Annotated in this window: 16 protein-coding genes and 1 pseudogene; 3 read left to right on the top strand and 14 right to left on the bottom strand. The window is 67.1% G+C overall.

The annotated features are described in order from the left end of the window. Positions 1 to 15: 15 nt before the first annotated feature. The 3 genes from G4D85_RS43620 to G4D85_RS43610 form a co-directional block, all read right to left on the bottom strand. Complete coding sequence (locus tag G4D85_RS43620; RefSeq protein WP_164020215.1) at positions 16 to 786, bottom strand: YoaK family protein; 771 nt, start codon at positions 784 to 786, stop codon at positions 16 to 18. A 192-nt stretch (positions 787 to 978) separates the two neighbouring features. Beyond that, positions 979 to 1,323, bottom strand: coding sequence for a histidine triad nucleotide-binding protein (locus G4D85_RS43615; protein ID WP_164020214.1), 345 nt, complete (start codon positions 1,321 to 1,323; stop codon positions 979 to 981). A 60-nt stretch (positions 1,324 to 1,383) separates the two neighbouring features. Next, complete coding sequence (locus G4D85_RS43610; protein WP_240359856.1) at positions 1,384 to 2,874, bottom strand: glycosyltransferase family protein; 1,491 nt, start codon at positions 2,872 to 2,874, stop codon at positions 1,384 to 1,386. Between the two features lie 50 nt (positions 2,875 to 2,924). Here G4D85_RS43610 and hprK point away from each other — a divergent pair, with 50 nt between their 5' ends. Next, positions 2,925 to 3,890 (top strand): HPr(Ser) kinase/phosphatase, encoded by a 966-nt coding sequence (hprK, locus tag G4D85_RS43605; protein ID WP_164020213.1) that lies wholly within the window; start codon positions 2,925 to 2,927, stop codon positions 3,888 to 3,890. Further along, positions 3,887 to 4,750: an RNase adapter RapZ gene (rapZ, locus tag G4D85_RS43600; RefSeq protein WP_164020212.1), complete on the top strand. Its 864-nt coding sequence runs from the start codon at positions 3,887 to 3,889 to the stop codon at positions 4,748 to 4,750. The genes hprK and rapZ overlap by 4 nt, the downstream gene beginning before the upstream one ends. 33 nt (positions 4,751 to 4,783) lie before the next feature. On the opposite strand, the gene G4D85_RS43595 is transcribed toward rapZ, so the two are convergent. From G4D85_RS43595 to G4D85_RS43565, 8 genes are all read right to left on the bottom strand, one after another. Then, positions 4,784 to 7,288, bottom strand: a complete 2,505-nt coding sequence (locus G4D85_RS43595; RefSeq protein ID WP_164020211.1) for a hypothetical protein — start codon at positions 7,286 to 7,288, stop codon at positions 4,784 to 4,786. A 66-nt stretch (positions 7,289 to 7,354) separates the two neighbouring features. Further along, complete coding sequence (locus G4D85_RS50505; protein ID WP_275900384.1) at positions 7,355 to 7,477, bottom strand: hypothetical protein; 123 nt, start codon at positions 7,475 to 7,477, stop codon at positions 7,355 to 7,357. Between the two features lie 278 nt (positions 7,478 to 7,755). Further along, positions 7,756 to 8,373, bottom strand: a complete 618-nt coding sequence (locus tag G4D85_RS43590) for a hypothetical protein (RefSeq protein ID WP_164020210.1) — start codon at positions 8,371 to 8,373, stop codon at positions 7,756 to 7,758. A 134-nt stretch (positions 8,374 to 8,507) separates the two neighbouring features. Further along, positions 8,508 to 11,675 (bottom strand): HsdM family class I SAM-dependent methyltransferase, encoded by a 3,168-nt coding sequence (locus tag G4D85_RS43585; protein ID WP_164020209.1) that lies wholly within the window; start codon positions 11,673 to 11,675, stop codon positions 8,508 to 8,510. A 373-nt stretch (positions 11,676 to 12,048) separates the two neighbouring features. Further along, positions 12,049 to 12,462, bottom strand: coding sequence for a hypothetical protein (locus G4D85_RS43580; RefSeq protein ID WP_164020208.1), 414 nt, complete (start codon positions 12,460 to 12,462; stop codon positions 12,049 to 12,051). After that, positions 12,459 to 13,481, bottom strand: coding sequence for a C2 family cysteine protease (locus G4D85_RS43575; protein ID WP_164020207.1), 1,023 nt, complete (start codon positions 13,479 to 13,481; stop codon positions 12,459 to 12,461). The genes G4D85_RS43580 and G4D85_RS43575 overlap by 4 nt, the downstream gene beginning before the upstream one ends. 133 nt (positions 13,482 to 13,614) lie before the next feature. Beyond that, a complete protein-coding gene (locus G4D85_RS43570; protein WP_164020206.1) occupies positions 13,615 to 13,905 on the bottom strand; it encodes a hypothetical protein in 291 nt (96 codons plus the stop codon). 116 nt (positions 13,906 to 14,021) lie between these two features. Then, positions 14,022 to 15,032, bottom strand: a complete 1,011-nt coding sequence (locus G4D85_RS43565) for a hypothetical protein (protein WP_164020205.1) — start codon at positions 15,030 to 15,032, stop codon at positions 14,022 to 14,024. Positions 15,033 to 15,220: 188 nt separating this feature from the next. Between G4D85_RS43565 and G4D85_RS50500 the strand changes: the two genes are divergently transcribed. Beyond that, entirely contained in the window at positions 15,221 to 18,022 is a 2,802-nt protein-coding gene (locus tag G4D85_RS50500; protein ID WP_164020204.1) for a protein kinase domain-containing protein, read from the top strand. Positions 18,023 to 18,037: 15 nt separating this feature from the next. On the opposite strand, the gene G4D85_RS43555 is transcribed toward G4D85_RS50500, so the two are convergent. From G4D85_RS43555 to G4D85_RS43545, 3 genes and pseudogenes are all read right to left on the bottom strand, one after another. Continuing rightward, positions 18,038 to 19,048: a hypothetical protein gene (locus G4D85_RS43555; protein WP_164020203.1), complete on the bottom strand. Its 1,011-nt coding sequence runs from the start codon at positions 19,046 to 19,048 to the stop codon at positions 18,038 to 18,040. Positions 19,049 to 19,205: 157 nt separating this feature from the next. After that, on the bottom strand, positions 19,206 to 19,343 hold the full coding sequence (locus G4D85_RS43550; protein ID WP_164020202.1) for a hypothetical protein: 138 nt from the start codon (positions 19,341 to 19,343) through the stop codon (positions 19,206 to 19,208). 208 nt (positions 19,344 to 19,551) lie between these two features. Beyond that, positions 19,552 to 20,363 (bottom strand): annotated as a pseudogene (locus tag G4D85_RS43545) (IS701 family transposase); the annotation flags it as partial.

Raw genomic sequence — 20,363 nt, 5'->3', positions numbered from 1 at the left:
CTGCGCCGGAGTGACTCAGGTGCGCGGCGCGGGCTCGGCCTGGGCAAGGGCGGCGGGGCTCAAGTCGAGCGCCGCCAGCAGCACCAGCACCGCGCACGGCAGCCCCAGCGTGGCCGGGCCGTACTGGAGATAGAGCATCGGCCCGGTGGTGCACCCGAAGAGGAAGGCGGCGGCCAGTCCCAGGTGCAGCCGGGTGCGCTCGAACTGGATGGCGGAGGGCAACGCCCGCATCTGGCGCAGCACGCCCCGGAAGCCGTCGCCCCGGGCGCCGTCCCGCACCCAGGCGAACATCTGCACCACCTGGATGCCGATGTCGGTGAGGACGCCCGTGATGTGCGTGGTGCGCACCACCGCGCCGGACACGCGGGTGACGAGCGCGTTCTGCAGGCCCATGGCGAAGGACAGGCCCCACATGAGGGTGGGCTCGCGCGTGCCGGGCGTGGACGTGAGCCACACGCCGATGCCCCCCAGGATGACCGCCTCCAGCAGCAGCGCGGGCGCATGCCGGCCCCTCGCGCGGTGACGCGCGGCCTCCATCAACGCGGACGCGGCCACGGCCCCCAGCAGGAAGGCCAGCAGCACCTGCGCGCCCAGCATCGCCATGCGCCAGTCCCGGGACGCGAGGGACTCGCCCAGCGTGGCCATGTTTCCGGACATATGGGACGTGTGGAGCCCGAGCGCCACGAAGCCCGTGGCGTTCACCGCCCCCGCCACGCCCGCCAGCAGCAGGGAGAGCACCGTGTAGGCGCGTCGATGGCGAGGGGACGATTGGGCGCTGAAAGGCATACGGCAGGGAACCCCGACGGACGCCTTACGCTACCACCCGCCGGGACACCCGTCGGGCGGCGCATCCCCACCGTCCCGCTCGGATGGCCGGTGGGAAGCCGGGCGCGGCGGAGTCTTCTGGAGGACCGGGCGCGCAGCCCGGTCTTCTGGAGGACCGGGGCGCTCAGCCCGGTCTCCTGGACGAGGGGGCCCTCAGCCCGGCGGCCACAGCAGGGGCCGGCCCGCCAGCAGGTGCAGGTGGATGTGGAACACCGTCTGCCCGGCGTCGCGCTGGGTGTTCATGACCACACGGTAGCCGTTGTCGGCGTGGCCGCGCTCCCGGGCCACCTTGGCGGCGGCGGTGAAGAGGTGGCCCACCACCTCGCGGTCCTCCGCGGTGATGTCGTTCACCGTGGCGATGTGCTGGAGCGGGACGAACAGCACGTGAGTGGGCGCCTGGGGATTGATGTCCTCGAAGGCCAGGCACAGCTCATCGCGGTAGACGATGCGCGCGGGGATGAGGCCGTCTCGGATTCGGCAGAAGAGGCAGTCGGACATGGCCCCGGGCTTAGCAACGCGCGAGGCCCGGGGGAATGGCCTCGGTGGGCTTCCGTTCGCTCACGGAAGCCGCCACGCGTAGCCGGGGTCCGGCACGCACCCCTCGCGCAGGCGGGACAGCACCAGCGGCCCCGACTGGGCCACCACCTCGCCGGGGGCGTACCCGGGCAGGGTGATGACATGGCTGTAGAGGCCCGAGCCCCGGGGCGGTCCGTTGTGGGGGTACAGCGGCACCGGCTGGTGCAGGTAGCTGTAGCCACCCGTCCAGGCCAGGTGCACCACCTCGATTTTCAGCCCGCACAGGTCCTGGCGCCGGCTGGCCGCCAGCAGCAGCCGGTTGACGTCCCCCGAGTCGTCCCAGGCGCTCGCCCCCGGCCGCGAGTCCTCGTACTGGCCCACGTCCCCGAAGGTGAGGCTCCCTGCCTTGGCCCCGGACACGGTGGCCACGGCCACCACGCCCATTGCCGCGACGCGTGCGAACCGGGGCGGCCAGCTCGCCAGCACCGCGTCCAGCCCCACGCCCGCCAGCGCGGCGAACAGCGGCAGGGCGGGCACCAGGAAGCGCAGTTCCTTGTGCGGCTGGAGCGCGTGCAGCAGGAAGAAGAGGGCGGTGACGGCCAGCAGCCCCGGGGCCCGGCGCGCGGCCAGCAGCGCCAGCCCGCCCGTGAGCAGGGCCACGGCCGGCATGCCCTGGAAGAAGACGCGGCCGTAGTAGCTGAAGGGCGCGGTGCCCCAGGCAGACGCCCCGTCCCGCAGGATGTTGAAGTCCAGGTACACCCGCGCCGAGTGGAACCAGCGGCCCCAGGTGAGCCTGTCCAGCAGGCCATATGCGAAGGCCCACCCGGCGAGCACCGCCAGGGACTCGCCCGCCGCGCGCCACCGCCGCTGCGCCACCAGCACCCCCAGCAGGCCCACGCAGAAGACGCCATTCTGCAGGCGCAGCAGCACCGCCAGCCCCAGCAGCGACGCCCCGGCCAGCACCGCCCGCCGCGAGCTTCCCCTGGGCAGGGCCAGGGCCAGCCCCAGCACCACCGGCAGCGCGGAGGCGTTCTCACTCAGCGCCCGGGGGGCGAAGTAGATGGGCACCGCGGCCAGCGCGAAGAGGGACGCCCCCGCCGTCGCCGCCAGCTCGGAGGCCCCGTACGCCCGGGCCAGCCGCCAGCTCCCCCAGGCCGTCGCCACCCCGAGCAGGGCGAAGAAGCCCTTGATGACGTCCAGGTACACGGCCGGGTTGGTGCCACCGAACAGGCGGGCGAGCCCCAGCACCCCCGCCACCAGCCCCGGAAGCGCCCAGTTGCGCGCGCCCTCGACGAACTCCCAGGCCACCAGCCCGTAGCCGAAGACGAGCCGGTGGGCCGGCTCCAGGCTCTGGTACACCTCGTCCGGCCAGTACAGCCCCTCATCGTTGAGGGCCCAATGAATCCGGAGGGCCGCCCCCGAGGCCAGGACTGCCATCAGCAGGGCCCGGCCGAGGGCCCCCTCGGTCAGGACCTCCGGAGGGGCGTCAGGGGAGTCGCCGGAGGTGGGAGCGGGGGGCGGGGCAGGGGGCACGGTTGGCGGACACCTCAAAAGGGCGCTCCGGTGATATCCACGTCCTGACGATGAAATCCATCCGCATCTCCCAGCTCCTGGACGACCGCGACTACGACTTGCGGCTGACCCTGGTCGCCGGCTCCGGCGGCCTGGCGCGCACCGTGGACTCGTCGCGCATCCAGAAGCCGGGCCTGGCCCTGGCGGGCTTCACCGAGCACCTGCACCCCCACCGCGTCCAGGTCTTCGGCAACACCGAGATTTCCTACCTCCGCACCCTGCCGGAGGAGAAACAGCACGAGTCGCTCGCCAAGCTGTTCGGCGAGGAGGACCTGGCCTGCGTCGTCGTGACGAAGGAGCTGGAGATTCCGGCCGCCCTCGTCGCCGCGTGCGAGGCGGGGGGCCTGGCCCTGATGAAGACGCCGCTGCTCTCCAGCGACTTCATCATGCGCATCCAGACCTTCCTGGAGGAGGCCCTCACCGAGTCCAGCAGCCTCCACGGCGTGCTGATGGACGTCTTCGGCGTCGGCATCCTGCTGCTGGGCAAGAGCGGCATCGGCAAGAGCGAGATTGCCCTGGACCTGGTGATGCGGGCCCACCGGCTGGTGGCCGACGACATCGTCGACGTCACCCGCCGCAAGGGCGCCGTCTACGGCGCCGGCAACCCCGTCATCAAGCACCACATGGAGATTCGGGGCCTCGGCATCATCAACATCAAGGACCTCTTCGGGGTTGCCGCCGTCCGAGAGCAGAAGAAGATTGAATTGGTCATCGAGTTGCAGGAGTGGGACCCGCATCAGGAGTACGACCGTTTGGGAGTGGACGACAAACATCTCCAAATCGTCGGGGTGGACATCCCGCTGTCCGTGGTTCCGGTCCGTCCGGGCCGTAACATGGCGACCATCATCGAGGTGGCCGCCCGCAACCAGTTGCTGAAGCTGCAGGGCCACCATTCGGCGCGAGAGTTCGCCGAGCGGCTCAACCGCGCCATCGCCGAAGGGGCGATGCGCCGCACCCTGGGAGAAGAGGTCGAGTGACCGCGCCCGCCAAGCAAATCGTCGTCATCACCGGCATGTCCGGCTCCGGAAAGTCCACCGCCATCCGGGCGCTGGAGGATGCGGGGTTCTTCTGTATCGACAACCTGCCGGTCCTGCTGCTGCCCAAGCTCACGGAGCTGGCGGGTGGCGGCAACTTCGAGCGCATGGCCCTGGTGGTGGACGTCCGCGAGGGCGTCTTCCTCAAGGACGCGCCGCGCATGCTGGCCGAGGTCCGCCGCGCCGGGCACCAGGTGGAGGTGCTCTTCCTGGACTCCAGCGATGACAGCCTCATCCGCCGCTTCAGCGAGACGCGCCGCCGCCACCCGCTGGCGCCCAGCGGCACCGTCGCCGAGGGCATCAAGGCCGAGCGCGAGGCGCTGCGCGACTTGCGCGAGCTGGCGGACCAGGTCATCGACTCGTCCGCGCTGAACGTGCACGACTTGAAGCGCATGGTGCAGGCGCGCTTCAGCCCGGAGCCGGCGGCGGGGCCCAGCCTGTCCATCATGTCGTTCGGCTACCGGTACGGGGTGCCGCCGCAGGCGGACCTCGTCCTGGACGTGCGCTTCTTGCCCAACCCGTACTTCGTCCCCGAGCTGAAGGGGCTGACGGGCAAGGTGCCGAAGGTGTCCGCCTACGTGCTGGACCGCGAGGAGACGCAGCAGTTCCTCGAGAAGGTCGTGGACCTCTGCCGCTTCCTCTTCCCCCGCTACCAGAAGGAGGGGAAGGCGTACCTCACCGTCGCGCTGGGGTGCACGGGCGGCAAGCACCGCTCGGTGGCCATCGCCGCCGAGCTGACGCGCCGCCTCCAGGACGCCAACACCCGCGTCCAGCTCTGGGACCGCGACATCGAGAAGGAGTAGCGGCCGGTCTGGAGTCCGGGCCCGCCGCGCGTGCTACCCGAGCGCGGCCAGGGCCCGCTCTATCGCCGCGCGGCCGACGTCACTGTCGATGACGGAGTGCGTGCTGTTCTCCAGCGCCCAGTTCAGCAGCTCCATCCACCCCTCGCGGGTGGTGGGGCCGCCGTCGAGCCGGCCCGACTCGTGCGGGAGGGTCTCGAACGCCATCAGGAGCGTGTCCGCGCCGAAGGGGTCCGTGCCGCCCTGGCTGGCGGCATCGAGCATCGCCATCACCTCGTCCGGGGTGAACGCGCCGCTCATCACCGCGTGGTACATCCCCTCGGTGGGCGACGCGGTGTCTCCAGTGAGCATGCCGGGATAGCGCTCGGCCATGACGCGAATCTGGTCGGGCGTGAAGCCCGCGTCCTGGAGCTGCTGCATGCGGAAGGGGTCCGCGTCCACCAGCACCCTGGCGACGTGCTCGGGGACGCCGGCCGCGAGCAGCGCCTCCAGCCGCTGCTCCTTGAACTGCTCCTGGTCGTTCTGCTGGGCCCACAGTCCCACGCCCGCCCCGCCCAGCAGGAGCACGCCGCCGACCAGCGTCCCCAGTCCCGGGAACCCCATGCAGGCGCCAATGAGCGGGGCAAGGCCGCTCGCCGCGAGCAGGCTGCTCGACGTGGCATGGTCCCACTCACCCTGCCGGGCGTAGGCATACGCCTGGACGCCGTCCATCACCCCGGTGAGGAACCCCGTCGCCAGGGAGACGTGCCCCAGCGTCCCACCGATGCGGCTGGCGGAGCCCAGCACGAAGGTGCCGACGTCCGCGGAGCCCCCGAGGAACTCCAGCGCGGTGCCGAGCGCCTCGGACACGCTCTCGGGGCTGAAGTCCGTCCCCGCCAGTCCGATGATGGCCCCCAGCGCCAGGAGCTTGTCCGCGCCCCGGGAGGAGAGTCCGAAGCCTTCGACGTGCGTACGGAGCGTCTCGAAGCGCCGTGCCATGTCCGCACGGGAGGCGCCTCGCTGCGCGCCCATGTGGATGTCGTGCAGGTCCCTCCGGAGCTGCTGCGCCTCCTTCTTGTCGAGCCCGAAGACGTGTGGCTTTGCCTCCAGGAAGGCGAGCGCCGCCTCGGCATCCTCGGGGCGGCCCGTCAGCATGGCCAGCCCCGCGGCCTCCACCAGCACCGTGGAGAGCGCGTCGTAGAACTCCACGGGCGTCTCGAGCCACTCCGCGCCCTCGGTGAGCGCGTCGAACAGCGACGGCTCGCCCCGGCCCGACGCGAGCATCTCGTTGTTGAGGTACTGGAAGCCGGCCTGCGTCCGTGCCAGCTCCGGAAGCTCGTTCGCCGCGCCTTGCACCTGGGCGACGAGGTCCGGGTCGTAGTTCTCCGGATGCAGGAGCACGTCCTCGTTGTCCGCGATGAGCGCGGTGAGGTCGGCGCCAGCGGCCTCGAAGCGCGCGTACTCCTGCGCATGCTCCGCCATGAAGTTGGCGACAATCGCGTCGTACTCGGCCTGCGTCAGTCCCGGCCCGGCGGCGCCGATGAGGGCCGCCAGCTCGTTGTTGAGCTCGTCGATGCCGGCCTGCGCCTCGTTGAAGGCTTGGGTGGCGGCGGCGATGCGCTCGGCTTCCAGTTGTTGCGCCGCCGCCGGCTTCGTCGCGGACAGCGCGCCGAAGAGCACGTTGTAGAGCGTCGCGCCCGGCCCTCCCGCGGCGGTCAGCTCCCCGAGGATGTCGTCGAGCTGGTTCAGGTCGCCGTCCGGGAGCCAGAAGGCGAGGCCCTCGCCAATCTGCTGCTGCATTTCCGGGGATGCTCGCGAGGTGATGAAGGCCAGCGCCTCCAGCGTGTCGCGCGTGTAGGGCGAGTTCCCCGAGTCGTCGAAGCCATTCTCGGCCCGCTTGCCCAGCACTTCGTAGATGGCGGTGAGCGCCGGGGCACAGTTCCGGAGGAGCATGTCCACCATCGCCGGGTCCTGGTACTTCGGGTCGGTGGCGATGAGCTCCTCCATCCGCCGCGCGGCCTCGGCCGGGTTCGTCTCCGCCAGCTCGTTGATTTCCGCCGCGTCCCCGGTGGTCAGGTCGCAGACCGCCGGGTCGGTCGTGGCGGCGACGGAGTCCGCGTTACCAGTCGTGGAGACAAAGCCCGCGAGCGACGCTGTGGCTGCCTCGGGCGTGGAGACAAAGCCCGCGAGTGGCGCTGTCGCTGCCTCGGGCATGGAGGCAAAGCCCGCGAGCGTCGCCGCCGCTGCCTCGGGCATGGAGACAAGGCCCGCGAGCAGCGCTGTCGCTGTACCTGGAGCGTCGGAGGCCGGCGCGGTCCACTGCGCCAGCATGTGCCGTGGCACACCACTTCCCGGGGACGGAGCGTCGCTCGGCCGCGCCTCCAGCGCCACGGGTGCCCTCGGGCGCGTCTCGAAGGTGCTCGCGGTAGCGCGAAGCCCAGGAGCGCTCCTGGCCTGCTGGGCCGCGCGCTTCGCGGCCTCGTCGGCCGCCTTGCGCGCGCGCTCCATGGCTTCCGCCGCCCGACGTGCCGCTTCGGCTGCCGCATCACCAATCCGGGTCATGGCTCACTCCTCCGGCCGATTATCGGCGGCAGGGAATGAGCGGTTGCCCGAGTGGCTACTGAATTCTCACGGTTTGCGACTCTGCAGCCGCACCCGCAGCTCCGGTCCGCTGTCGCCGCGCTCCACCACCTCCACCACCTCGACCTCCTGGTCCGCGGCCTCCACCACCTGGCCCGCGTGCACGCGCACGTGCCGTTGGTTGGGCGGCCCGGTGCGCAGGCACTTTACCTCCTTACCCAGTGGTGGACATCGTCAGGTGGCGTATTGCGGGTTCGCGGGAACATGAGGAAGCGGCGACTCATGAAACGGCTCTCATTCGCCGTGGGCGGTCTGCTTTCTCGGGTAACGACGTATTTTCGAAGCCACGTTGGTATGTGAAAGTGCTGTGCCATCTTTGCTCGCGCCTGCGAGCGATCGCTTCGTGCCAGGAGGCTACGAAAGGACGATTTACTGAGAAGTATGTATAGCTAACGCGGCGTGCGGCGTCGCTTGGGTGCGCATTTGGGTGCTGGATGAACACTTCTCTTGGCTTTCAAGGGAACATCTCTGATGTCTAGCCATAAATGGAAGAGGCGAAACGGAGTAATGGGAAACTCTCGGCGGAATGAGTTGCCAAGGCGGCTGACGCTTCGTTCCTGCCAGCCCCTTGGGTCGCGGCTAATACGGTCGAAGCCAATTCGTTTTGAGTCCGAATCTATTGCGGAGGAAATTGCTTCGAACTCCATGTTTTGGATAAATCCAATCATGGCTCCTTCAGCCATTCCTCGGCCATACTTCCATCGGGGGTCGCGGAAGCGATTCATTCCGCCAACAACATATTGCTCATTAAGCCGCCAACGAGACTTCGTCGGCGCACCGAGTCGCTTGCATTCGATGGCGAAAGATTTTTGGATATAACGCTCATCTGCTTCGCTGTCATCGTCGTGAATCCATTGAAAGTCTGGCTTCTTGAATTCATGCGACTGCACTTCGGTAGCATCGGGATCGGGTAGATTATCTGCCTGTGGAACAGGATGGGAGAATCTACCCTCGGGGTCGAGTTCTCGGCGCGCGGTTGTTATTTTGAACCACAATTCACGAGTCAAGTTCGGTTCGTCTTCTGGAAGTTCATTACAGGTTCGAAGGAGCAGCAGTGCCTTCTCGAAAACGGCGAGATAGTGCGCGCGCCTTACCTCCCACCGCTTTGGCGAAATGAGAGAAGGTCTCTTTGGAAGCTCTCTCATCTGCTCTGCTCGGAAAGGCGCATGGCTTGCACGAGAGTCGTATCTGCATCCTCACGAGCCATGCTACGTGTCCAGAACCGCTGCTCATTGCGCTTCACGATTAAGATTTCATGTTCGCTCACCGCTCGGATGAAAGTGTCGGTATAGATCATCTTCTGGGCGTCTAGTGCTACGAGGCTATTCTTCTCCATATGCCCAAGCACGTCCGCCCAAGCAGCACTGCTATCGTCGGTAACCCAGGAAGGCTTGTCGCCCTTGGGCGTCGTGCAGAAGAGCAGTGCCAGAATGGGTGCTCCGGATGGGCCTTCAATAGCTTCCCATCCAAGTTCGCCATCAGGCACTAACTCGGCATTCCATTGTCGAAGGAAGACTTGAAGGTAACCAATTAAACCATCTGCTTTTCTCTGAGGGAGGTCAGAGGCAAGGCCGTGGCGGACGGAAGGAAGTCTTAAGGGCGCTACTCCATTGCTGGAGCTGCGTCGATAGTAAAAATCAAGGCCAAAGCGGGACATGTCACGAACCAAATCTCTGTCCGCTTCATTGAGTTCGTAAAGATCAAAAACCGCTTCATCGAGTTCGGACTCAAGCTTTTGAATTTCCTGCTCGAATAGAGGCGCGGAGTCTCGCAATGCCCGCGTGGCGGAGATGACTCGCTTCGTCGAACCCTTGCTGCCTGTTAGACAGAGTGGCATTTTGCCCGCTACTTCCTTCTGCAGTTCATCGTGCCAGAGACCCCAGGAATGCGCGGTTAACCAAAAATAATATTCCGTGAGCGATGACCAATACACACCGAGAGCAAGAAGTCGCTCTTCATCTGACATTGAGTCGAGTCGGAATGCATTTACTGAGCTGCGGAAGCAGAATGGCGATGTCTCAAGCCGAGCAACGATAGGACGTTTATCGACTCCGCCGATGCCTCTACGTACGAGGAGGCGAGGCCCCTTGAAGAGTTCGTCGCTGCGGGGCCGATATTCTACACGTTGTGGAGGAGGACTCATGGGCATGTTGCTGAGCGGCGAGTAGCGTACCATCGCGTCTGGCAGTAAGTCCGAGTAGTCCATCATCCATTCAGGTGAAGGCCATGCATTGCCAGGAGTATATCCTTGGCCTATGAGGCAATCTGCATCCCTTTCACGAAGTACATGTTCAAGGGATGGGAATCTTTCCAGCGTCCGGATGAGTCCTTCATCCCGTTTCGTGCCCCACCAGTAAATCTTCCAGAGACTTTCGTAGCGTAGGCATTCCGTCTGATTAAGCCAATGCATGTCTGCACGGCTGAGAATCAATGCGCGCGACTTCTCAACCTCAAGAGTTCGTTTTGCCGACCAGTAGGCAAAGCGATGATCTTCCGGTGGGGATTCCTTCGCAAAGACTACTGAAATGAAAGGCGCTACACCGGCGCTTTCGCGAACTGCGTGCCCCTTCTCTGTAGGACGGCCAGCGTCAGAGAAGAATAGGTGTCGAACGTGCGCAAAGTTGATGACTTGTCGTAGCTTGCAGCGAGTGAGCCATGATTGCCGGAATTGGCGGCTGTTTACATGCTGCTTAAAAAGCACGCCAGAGGAGAGAAGTAGTGCAGCTTTTCCTCCGTCTCGAAGTAGTTCCGTGGCGAGGTGAACAAAAGCTTGGGACAACTCAAGGTCCCCAATGACTCTTTCCTTCTTCTCTTTGCACCAGTCGAGAATGGCAGGAAGCGCTCTTCTTCCTAGGTCGTCATCTCTCTTTATCTCCCCCCATGGAGGGTTACCGACAACAATGTCGGCACAGGCTGGTCCAAAGTGCGCATGAGCCACCGCATCTTCCTCGTCGATGGCTTCAAAGGCATTGCCAGAATAGAGGATGTCAAAGTGCTGATCTGGTTGCCGCTCTTTTCGATCTGGGTTCCAACGTAGGTTGGGCAGCCGTCGGTCGACGTTGATCTCTCGCGGCTCTTGGTAGTGTAGGTAGGCAAGGTAAAGGCTAAATGCTGTGACAGGAACCGCTTCTGGGTTTAGATCAATCCCAGCAATCTGGTCTCGTAGGATGCAGCGCAATTCACGCTGTGATAACCGTCGCCCGTGCTTCCGCACGCGTTGGCGAACCATGCGACGGAATGTTTCGACAAGAAAAATTCCTGAGCCACAGGCTGGGTCAATGACCCGAGGTCGTTGGTCTAACACTCTCTCGGTTAAGACCTGAGAAAGAAGAAAATCGACTAGCGCCGGTGGAGTGTAGTAACTGGATTGATTCTTTCCCTTGCCTCGATGGGCTGTGTAGAACTCTTCGTAGATGCTACTGATTAGTTCAATGGGAATAATGTCAAATCTATACGCAAATAGGAAAAGCTGCTGCTGGGGTGAGACTGAGTCCCCCATGAGTAGGCGACGCAAGAGTAGAAGGTGCGCAGGTTTGACCTCGCGACTCTCCTCACTGCTTACAGGAAATATATCGCCGTTGAAGTCGGCAGCCAATTGCTCAAATAGTGCATATGTGAAGTCTTTGTCCTTCAGGACTTTGAAGAAGAGAATTGAGGCGAGTTCTGGCTCTGCAAAATGCTCCGCCTCTTCAGACGCGAGAATCAATCGCCATTCACGGTGTCGCGCAGCCACGGATTGGAAGTAGTCAGGCGTAATGATGCGCCGATCTTCCAAGTAGCGCACGAATAGTGCTCGGCCAATTAGGGAATGGGCAATTGATGCATCCAGGCCCTTGCCCTCAGTGATGAGGAGACGGCGCACTGTCTTCAAATCATGGACTAATGCGCGGTCTGCTCGGAAGGCACCGGATGAAAAGCGCTCGTCGCCATAAATCATTCCTGATTCGAGTGCTTCCCTCCTGAAATCCGCAAGTTGCTCCTGGATCTCCGATGCCGATCGAGCTAGCGCTAACTGCCGGCCATTTGAGTTGATAGATTCATTGCCGCGCACTGGTGGCTTGGTCAATTGATAGACAGCCAGTTCCCCCGCACGAGCCAAGAAGAACAACTGCGGGCGAGCCATGCACCAAACGCGATTGAAAAAGCGAGCCTCATCCTCCCCGTCAGGAAGTGATGCGAGAACGGCTATTGGTTCTTGACCGACAAAAAAGAGGCTTTCGGCATCAAGTTGGTGTGCAAGAGCCAGCCAGTCGCCCTTATCGGTCCAGTGAGATTCGTTACTTGCCTGCGGGCTCTTCGATGCAGGCAACAGACATCCCTCTACTAGTCCGAGGGTTCTGCAGGCATGACGTAGTAGTTCACGGTCGGTTTTGCTGGTGGTCGACGGCACTGCACCATTTCGCACGCAGCATCGCTTGTGGTCAACAAGTCGTAAGATGCACTAATGGCGGCGAGACGGATTTTCCGTCGGCGCTACTCTGTACGGGCGCCACGTCCTGCTGGGCTGCCAACGTGGAGGCGCGAACTTGGCGGATGAGTTACCAGAATACTGGCGTCGATCGCTTTAAAGTAGCCGCATCCCAGAAGAGCAGCTTGCGGCTCGCCTGTCGTGCGATGCGAGAGGCTTCGGCTTCGTGCCATTGACGGGCGCTGCAGCAGCGTCGCGCTTTGAGGGAGAATTCTCACGGTTTGCGACTCCGCAGCCGCACCCGCAGCTCCGGTCCGCTGTCGCCGCGCTCCACCACCTCCACTACTTCGACCTCCTGGTCCGCGGCCTCCACCACCTGGCCCGCGTGCACGCGCACGTGCCGCTGGTTGGGCGGCCCGGTGCGCAAGTCGAAGAGGAACAGCGCGGCGGTGGGCTGACGCACGCCTCCGTCCGTCTCCTCCCGCCAGAAGTTGCCGGTGGCCAGCCGCAGGTCCGGCGTCACCTGGAGCGGACCATGGCCGCTCGTCAGCGTGACGACCTCCGCGTCCCGTGCCTGGGCTGACGACGGACGGGGAGCAGGGGCCTCGCGCGCGCACCCGGCCAGCACCAGCCCGGCGACGAGCGCCAGGCCGGGCAGGAGTCCTCCGCGCGGGCCCCGTCGCCTCACTTCGTCGGGTTGCTGTTGGCGTACTGGAAGGACTCGCGGAACTCCTTCTCCGTGAGCACCACGTCGGGCGTCCCGGCGCCCCAGGGGTTGCGCAGCGTCACCGTGCCGGCCTTGGTGTCCACGCCGGTGATGAAGTACTCGTGGTCCGCCACCAGCCGGCCGTCCTTGTAGGCCGCGCCGTCGGTGCCGTCCTTGAAGTCGATGCCCAGGAACTTGATGTCGTCGTGCGTGCCGGCCGTGAGGGCCTCGCCCGCCTTCAGGCGCTTGTCCAGGTCCGCCAGCGTGGCCTTGTCCGGGTTGAAGCTGCTGCTGTCCTTCCCGGTGATGGCCTCCATGGCGTCGGAGCTGTTGCCGGAGACGATGTCCTTGTAGCCGCCCTTCCACTGGGCATAGGCCTTCTCGATGACGGCCGGCCACAGCTCCGCCTTGCCGTTGTCCTGCGGCGTGCCGGCGTAGATGGGGTTCTTGTTCTTGTCGAGCAGCATCTCGGGGCTGACCTTGATGTCCACCGTCTTGTCGCGGCCGAGCCAGTCCTTCTCGTGGAACGTGACGGTGTAGGCCCCTTCCTTGTCCGGGCCCTTGATCATGTTCTCGAGCGCCGCCGGGTTGGCGCGGGCGATGGCGCCCATGGACGTCATCAGATAGCAGTCGCCAATCTGGCCCTGCTGCACGTCATTCCAGTGTGCCTTGGTGCCGTCCGCGCCCGCCTCGAACAGGGAGCTGTTGGGCACGGGGCCATAGGTGCCGGTGACGTTGGGGTTCTTGATGGCCTTCGGGTCCTTGGGGCCCTCGGCGTTGCTGGTCTGCTCCACGGCGCCACCGAGCGCGGCGGCGAACTGCTTCCCGCGGTTGGGGGGCAGCATGCCGTCCTGCGAGCGGGCGTTGACCCACGCTGGCGTCGTCTCCTTCGCGACAGCCTGGGGCTCCGCGCGGCTCGTCTGCGTCGGGGCGACCTCGGTGGACTCCTGGGTGCTACGGGTGACCCGGACTCCGTCGTTCCCACCGATCTTCATGCTCATGGCTGTTTCCCCCTCGAATCGCGATTGCAGCAGGCCGCGGCTGCCCGAAGGGCGCGCGACGGTATGTTGGATTATCGCAGCGGGCGGATCTGGAGTTGCGCGGCCCGCCCGCTGGCGCCTGACGCACCGCGCCTCAGCGCACGCGCACCCGGAGCTGGATTGCGGGCTCGCCGCCCTCCTCGTAGGGGCCGACCTTGACGATTTCCAGGGTGGCCCCGTCCACCTCCACCACCTGGGCCGGGCGCACGCGCACATGCTCCTGCTTGGAGGGCGAGGTGCGGGTGTCGATGATGAAGAGGCCCGCCGTCAGCTCGCCCCCCACCTCTTCCGGCCAGAAGTTGCCGCTGGCCAGCCGCAGGTGCGGCACCTCCGGCAGCATCAGGGGGCCATGGCCGCGGGTCAGCGTCAGCGTGTCGGAATCCAAGTCGGTTACCCCCCAATCGGGACGGGCGCGCACGCACCGTGCCGCCCGTGTTCAAGGGCGCCAAGGCTAGCATGGGGCCGGCTTCGAGGCAGCGGCGGCCTGGCGCGCGGCGCGTCCTAGCTGGACTCGCCCACGCTCATGCGCCGGCTGCCATGTCCGCCCGCCTTGCCGAGCGAGGCCGAGTGGCGGCGGTTCTTCTCGGCGAGCGACTCGCGCTTCTCCCGAGTGTCCACGTCCTTGTCGTTCCGCTTCTCCACGGCGAGCACCCCGCCGCCACCGTGGCTCTTCTTGCCCTGCTCGATGGCCTTCTCCAGGTCCTTCGCGGACACCCAGTACTCGCCGTTGACGGGGTCCTTCACGCGGTACAGGTCGTCCGAGGAGTCCTTCTTCGAGCGGCCGCTGTTGAAGCCGTCGATGGTCACCCAGTGCAGCACGCCGGGCTCCTTGCGCTGCTTGTGGGCGGGCAGGGCGGCATTGAGGATGGCGTTGGAGTCCACCAGGGCCAGCCCGAACTCGCCCCGCTTCAAGGCCTCGCTCATGGCGTTGGAGTCGTAGGACTCGTAGCCGTCGGTGACGTCGATGCCCATCTCCCCGAGCACCACGCCCATCTCCTCGGCGGTGGCTCCATCGGCCAGGTTGACGTCCACCTTCTTCTCGGTGGTCTTCGGCGTGTTGATGGCCTCGGCCTTGGCGCGGACCTCCTGGAGCTCCTTCTCCTCCGACCGGGCCTTCGCCTTCTCGGCCTTGTCCTTGCGGCTCGCCTTGCTCACGAAGGCCAGGCTCGCCTCGCCGCAGCCGGACTCCGTCGTCTGGGCAACGGCCTCTTCGTCGGTTTCCCAACCCTTCTGGGCCTGGGCCTCGGCCGCCTCATTCACTGGCGCCGGGTCCTTCAGGCGCGGCAGCTCCGTCGTTCCCGGCGCGTCGGGCACCGTCAGCTTGGGCAGGTCCTCCCGCTTCGTGCAGGCTGCCTCGAAGGTGTCCTGGAACCGCTGGGGCGCTACCGGGCCCATCTGCGGCGCGGAGGGGAGTGGCTGGGGCCCGATGACCGTGGGCGCCTCCACCTTCACAGGACCCGTGAGCGCGCCGTCCCGAACGCGCGCGGTGAAGACATTGAGGTTCACGGTCATGGCGGGCCCTCCCAGACGCTCATCGCCTGCCGCATTATCGACCCGGCCTTTCCCGGGTTGCCGAATAGAAATGTTTTCGGATGTTTTGAAATCGACGACACGGGAGCGTGCGTAAGGGAAACCCCGGAGGCGATGAGTCGTCGCGGCGGGAAGCAGCGCTCCGGGACTTCACCGCTACACTGGCGCGCATGGTCGACCGAGATGACACGGGGGCTCCGCGTGGAACCGGCCCGGAGCCGGAGCCGCCGACGAAGGTGACGGTGTCGGGCGGGGACGAGTCACCACCGCGCAGCGTGCCGAACACCGGGCGTGATGAGCCCATGCAGGCGCGGGCGCGCTCGCGGACGCTGGGCGCGCAGGTGGGCCGCTTCATCCCGCTGAAGGTGTTGGGGCAGGGCGGCATGGGCGTGGTGTACGCGGCCTATGACCCGGACCTGGACCGCAAGGTGGCCGTCAAGCTGCTGCGCGTGGCGGGCTCGGCCAGGGCCCTGGAGGCGGGGCGGACGCGGCTGCTGCGCGAGGCGCAGGCCATGGCCCGCATCTCCCATCCCAACGTCATCCCCGTCTTCGAGGTGGGCACCTGGGAGGACCAGGTCTTCGTCGCCATGGAGCTGGTGGAGGGCGGCACGCTGCGCGACTGGATGCACGCGAAGCCGCGCTCGTGGCGGGAAATCCTGGTGACGTACCTCGCCGCGGGCCGGGGGCTGGAGGCTGCGCACGCGGCGGGCCTGGTGCACCGCGACTTCAAGCCCACCAACGTGCTGGTGGGGCGCGACCACCGCGTCTACGTCACCGACTTCGGCCTGGCGCGGCCGGTGGGAAATCCGGGGCGGGACGAGGGCTCGCTGGAAGAGCCGTCGCCCGCGTCGGAGGGCTCGGGGCGGCTGTACGAGCCGCTCACGCAGGCGGGCGTGGTGCTGGGCACGCCCCAGTTCATGTCGCCCGAGCAGTTCCGGGGTGACGCGGTGGACGCGCGCTCGGACCAGTTCAGCTTCTGCGCCGCGCTGTACCGCTCGCTCTTCGGGACGCGCCCGTTCGACCCGGAGCAGCTGTCGCGGGCCGCGAAGGCGCTGCCGTCTGGCCCTGGTGCTCCGGGTGAGGCGCCGCGGCGTCCCACGCTGGCGCCGGAGCTCATCCAGGAGCCCCCGCGCGACGCGAAGGTGCCTGCCTGGGTGCGGCGCGCGGTGATGCGCGGGCTGGCGCTGGAGCCGGAAGGCCGCTTCGAGTCCATGGCGGCGCTGCTGGAGTCGCTGTCGCAGGAGCAGGCGCTGGCGCGGCGTCGCAGGGCAGGGGGCGGCGCCATCGCCGCGGCGGCGCTGGTGGCGGCCGTCGGTGGCGTGGCGTGGTGGCAGTCGCGAGTCTGCGCGGGGGCGGAGGGGCTGCTCGCGGACAGCTGGGGCCCGGCGGCGCGGCAGCGGGTGACGTCGGCCTTCGCGGCCACGGGCAGCCCGCTGGCGGCGGACATGGCGGCGCGCGTGGGCGGAGTGCTGGACGCGTACGCGGGCGCGTGGGCGCGGCAGCACACCGAGGCGTGTGAGGCCACGCGCGTGCACGCGGTGCAGACGGAGGCGCTGCTGTCCCAGCGGGTGGTGTGTTTGGAGCGGCGGCGGCAGGATTTGCACGCGCTGGTGGACGCGCTGGCCGGTGTGGAGAAGGCGGGCGTGGAGAAGGCGCTGGACGCGGCGTACGCGCTGCCGTCGCCGAAGGACTGCGCGGACCTGGAGGCGCTCACCGGGCAGCAGCCGCGTCCGGCGGACCCGGCGAAGCGGGCGGAGCTGGAGGCGGTGGAGGGCCGGCTGTCGGAGGTGAAGGCGCTGCTGGACACGAGCCGCTATCCGCTCGCGCTGGAGAAGGCACGCGCGCTGGAGCCGCAGGTGGTGGCGACGGGGTACCTGCCGCTGGTGGCGGAGCTGCGCTTCCACCTGGGGTGGCTCCAGGCGCTGCAAGGGGAGAAGGAGCAGGGCGCGGGGCTGTTGGAGCAGGCCGTCCTCGACGCGGAGGTGGGGCGGGCGGACCGGCTGGAGGTCTCCGTCCTCAACAAGCTGCTCTTCGTGGAGGGTGAGCGCGAGCGCTTCGAGCACGCCACGCGGTGGGCGCGGCTGGGAAAGGCCACGCTCCAGCGGCTGGGCGGGGACGCGGTGCTGGAGGGTGATTTGCTGGTGAACGGGGCGAACCTCGCGCTGATGCAGGGCCAGCCGGAGGACGCGCGCCGCCAGTTGGAAGAAGCGTCGGCGCTGCTGGGCAGGGCGCTGGAGCCGGGGCATCCGAAGCGGGCGCGGGTCACCTTCACGCTGGGGCGGACGCTGCTGGAGATGGGCGCGTATGCCGAGGCGGCGAAGGTACTGGAGGAAGCGCTGCGCCAGACGGAGGCGGCCGTGGGGGCCCGGCACCTGGACGTGGCGCGGCGTCACCAGGCGCTGTCCATGGCGCTGCGCGGGTTGGAGGACTTCCCCCGGGCGCTGGAGCATGCGAGCGCGTCGGTGGCCCTGCACCGCGAACTGCTCGGGGGCAGCCACCTGAAGCTGTCGGAGGCGCTCGACGAGGAGGGGATGAGCCTGCTCGGACTGAAGCGCTACGAAGAGGCGCTGAAAGTCTATGAGGAGGCGCTGGCGGTGAAGCGCCAGCAACTGGAGGCGGACGACGAGGAGCTCCACTACTCGTACGACGGCGTCGGTCAGGCGCTGCTGGGGCTGGGGCGCACGCGCGACGCGCTGGAGCCGCTGCGCAAGGCGGTGACCTTCACGAGCGCGGAGGAGGACTCGCTGGGCGAGTCCGGCTTCGCGCTGGCCCAGGCGCTCTACAAGGAAGGGCAGCCCGCCGAGGCGCGGGCCGAGGCGGCGAAGGCCGGCGCACTCTTCAAGGAGTCCGGCCGGGCCCCGCGCGCGGACGCGGTGCGGACGTGGCTGGAGTCGCTGCCGCCGGAGGAGCAGGTGAAGCCCGCGAAGTTCACGAAGAAGTCCCCGCGCACGGAGCGCAAGCGGCGGAAGTAGGGATGCGGGGGCGCCTCAGGCCACCCACTCCACGCGCAGCCGCGTCTCGCCGACGAGCAGCGCGAGTCCCTGTCCTTCGCACAGCGCGGTCCACAGGGCCTTCGAGGACGCGGGCGAGAGGCTCCAGATGAAGCCGTCCTCGTGGAGCCGCGCCTCCTCCTGCTCCATGCCCGGGAGGACGAGGAGGAAGCACCCGCTGATGCGGTCTCCCGTGCTTCCCGGCGGGGTGATGGCGACGGGCCCCGTCTGCCCCGGCTCCCAGGCGAGACACCCGTTCGCGGCGTCATCAATCCCGGTGAGCAGCGCGAAGGGCTGCGTCTCCTCGGGGAGCTGCTCGAAGAGCTGGCGGAACTGCGCGTGCTGGCCGGGGGCGATGCGCAGGACGATGTCCGCGTCCTGCTTCACGATGCGCGCGCTCCACACGCGCGAGTGGCTGACCCGGGGCAGCAGGCTCTGCTCGAGGATGGCCTCCACGGGCAGCTCGGGGCGGCGGATGTCCGACCACGAAGGGCAGGGGTAGTGGCTGTACGCCTTGCCCAGCGCGGCCATCATCCTCGCCGGCCCGCAGCGCTGCACCAGCTCCAGCTCCTTGTCGGTGATGAGCAGGAGCGCGAGCGCGCTCGGCGGCACCGGCAGCCCGGGAATGGGCGAGGCCCGGGTGTAGAGCACGTGCATCCCCGGGAACAGCCGGTGCTCACCGAAGATGGTGACATCCCCCACGTCCACCGTGCGGCCCTCGCTCGCCAGCTGCCGGAAGCGGTCGAAGAGCGAGGCCAGCTTCTGCTGGAGGACGTCGTCCGCCATGCCGGAGTTCTCGCGCAGGGTGAACACCATCTCGTGCTGCCCATGCGCCGCGAGCCCCTGCGTCACGTACGAGCGGCACTCTACGGGGCCTCCCTGCACGCGGAGCGTGTGGCGCATCGTCAACAGCACCAGCCCTCCGGGCTCCACCTCGAAGCGGTCCACCCGTCCCGGCTCCCGAGGTGCTCCGAAGAAGTGCTTTCGCAGTGAACCCCACAGCGACATGACTGCTCCCGGCGGATGGGCGGAAGGCCCACCCGGCGGGGCCATTCTTCCACGGAGCGGGTGCGGCGCCATGACAACGTGGCTTCACGCCGCACCCGCCGGAAGGACGCATCGGAACGCCCACGGAGTGAAGCCGCGGGCGCCCCGACGTCACGACTCACCAGTCGTAGCCGTGGTTGCCCTGCGGCACGATGACCTTGCCGCTGGCCGGGTAGAACAGGACGGCGTAGTCCTTGTTGTCGTGGCAGTTGTCCGTCTTCCACGGCGCAAGCAGCTCGCCGTTGACGTGCCTCACGAAGATGGCCGCGTTGCCCAGGGCTCTTTTCCGGCTCCTGCTAACACTACTGCATCAGGGGCCCGCGGGATGAACGGGGAGACCGGGCAGGCTGCGTGAGGCGCGTCGGTGGTTGGAGCGGTGGCAGGTGGGACAGCGAGGCAGCCAGGTGGCAATCACGCGCGCCATGGCGAGCCGTACGGTGATGAAGCTGTCGTGGAAGTGGCGCTCAGGCCGGGAGCGGCTGCGTGTGGGCTTCAACCGCCCCTCGGGCCGAGGGGGGAAAACGCCGCGCACGTTAGGCAACGATGAACGCGTAGCAGCACAGGGCTACCGAGACGTGGTGATGCCAGCCGGGGAAGCGGCGGCCTTCGTAATGGTCCAGCCCCAGCTCGCCCTTGAGGTCCTCGTAGACGCGCTCGGTTCTCCAGCGCTGCATCACCAGACGGATGAGCTGCTTCTTCGTTCTGAACCCCGGCAGGGAAACGAGGAAGTAATTGGCGGGCTCGGGCTCATCGTCCCGCCACTCGATGAGCAGCTCCAGCGGCTCCTGCTCGCGCTGGGGCACGCCCGCGGCGATGACTCGACGCAGGGCAAAGCATGCCGACAAGTCCTCCTGGGTGCCCTTGCGCCAGGTGCACCGGCGGAAGCCTCCCCGCTCATGAATGCGCAGGGCCAGGTCCGAAACACTCCGCGCGTCCCCTCGGGGACGCCCCTTTTCATCCAGCCCGCAGACGGTGGTTTGGGGGTCCACCGCCACCGCGTAGTGCAAGCCCAACGAGCGCAGGTGCGCTCGGAACTGACTGGAGGTGCCGTAGGCGGTGTCCGCCAGGACGACACCCGGAGGAACACCGTCCTTCACGGCCCGGTCAATCATTTGCAGCGCCAGTTGGGGCTTGGTCTTGAAGGGGACATCGGCGGGGATTCGGGCCTCGCGGCGGCGAGCCGCGTCGTTGGTCCAGCCCTCGGGCAGGTACAGCTCGAAGTCGAGGGGCAGGTGCTCGGTGCGGGTGGCGACACTGAGGCTGACGCCAATCTGGC

The sequence above is a fragment of the Pyxidicoccus trucidator genome, assembly GCF_010894435.1.
Taxonomy (GTDB): domain Bacteria; phylum Myxococcota; class Myxococcia; order Myxococcales; family Myxococcaceae; genus Myxococcus; species Myxococcus trucidator.
This window is presented reverse-complemented; position numbering and strand designations above follow the sequence as displayed.